Annotated in this window: 1 pseudogene; it reads right to left on the bottom strand. The window is 61.7% G+C overall.

What is annotated here, in order from left to right:
- A pseudogene (locus EU800_RS26020) lies at positions 1–733 on the bottom strand (IS110 family transposase); the annotation flags it as partial.
- Positions 734–1,251 lie beyond the last annotated feature (518 nt).

The raw sequence follows: 1,251 nt of genomic DNA, 5'->3' as shown, positions 1-1,251 counted from the left end.
GCGAACTGCCGGCCCGAACGGAATACGGAGGGATCCGGAACGCTGACTGCGAGCGCCGTGGCGGTGATGATGCCCACGCCCGGGATCGTCTCGAGCCGCTGGCTTGCGGCGTTCTGCCGATGCCAGGCCTGCAGCTGCCGTTCGATGCTTCGGATCTCTTCGGCCAGGTGCTCGAGTTGCCTTCCCAGTGCCAGAAGTGCGAAGCGGGCGATCGCGGGCAGGGTCAGACCATCCGGCTCTTGAAGGCGCCGGACAAGGGCGGCAACCTTTCCGGGGCCCTGGGCGGTGATGATCCCGAATTCGGCGAGCTGTGCCCGGATCGCATTGAGGACCATGATCCTTTGCCGCATCAGCAGGTCGCGTGATCGATGCAGGACCAGCACACTCTGCTGCTCTTCGGTCTTGACGGGCACGAAGCGCATGTTCGGCCGTGTGACGGCCTCGCAGATCGCCTCGGCATCCGCGGCATCATTTTCTGCCGCTTCACGTAGGGCTTCACATACGCCGGCGGGATCAGCCGCACGTCATGCCCGAGGGCCGCGATTTCCCGCGCCCAGAAGTGTGACGTCGGACAGGCTTCCATGCCGATCAAGCAGCGCTCGAGCTTGCCGAGAAAATCGAGCACCGCGCCCCGCCGCAGTTTCTTCTGTAAAACCACAGTGCCATCAGCATCCACCCCGTGAAGCTGGAACACGGACTTGGCAAGATCGATCCCGAGCGTTGCAATCTCCATGTGGTCGGCTCCTCTCCTTTGTTGGCTTTCACACAATAACAACATGGCACAATGCGATGCCGTTCGGGTGGAGCCGTCCACACCATCAGATGGATAGCGATGTACAAGTTTACGAAAGTTCTCACAGTCACGATGAAGTATACGCCGGGCGTATCGAGGTTGTTACAGGTCCGAGCGGCCGGCGGCGGTGGGAATGGCGGCAGGAGCGGAGGTGCCCCTCGCGACACGGGGATCGAACTGGATGTTCAGGGCGTTCGCGTCATGGTGTCCACCGGTTTTGATCCGGATGACTTGGGCCATGTGATCGCGGCGATCCGGGCTGTGTCGTGATCCTGCCGGGCGGGAAGTAGTCGGGCACACTACACGACGCGGGTAAATTGGGGGTGGCTGTGACCGGCGTGAGCGATTCTGATGAGGGACTCGACCTCGCCAAAGGAACGGTCCCTTGGAAGTCCACGCTCTTGCCAGCCTTCAGAAGGTTCTATCGCCACATATTCCTCTCGGAAAGACTCGCCTCG

The organism is Tropicimonas sp. IMCC6043 (genome assembly GCF_004146235.1).
GTDB lineage: Bacteria > Pseudomonadota > Alphaproteobacteria > Rhodobacterales > Rhodobacteraceae > Tropicimonas.
This window is presented reverse-complemented; position numbering and strand designations above follow the sequence as displayed.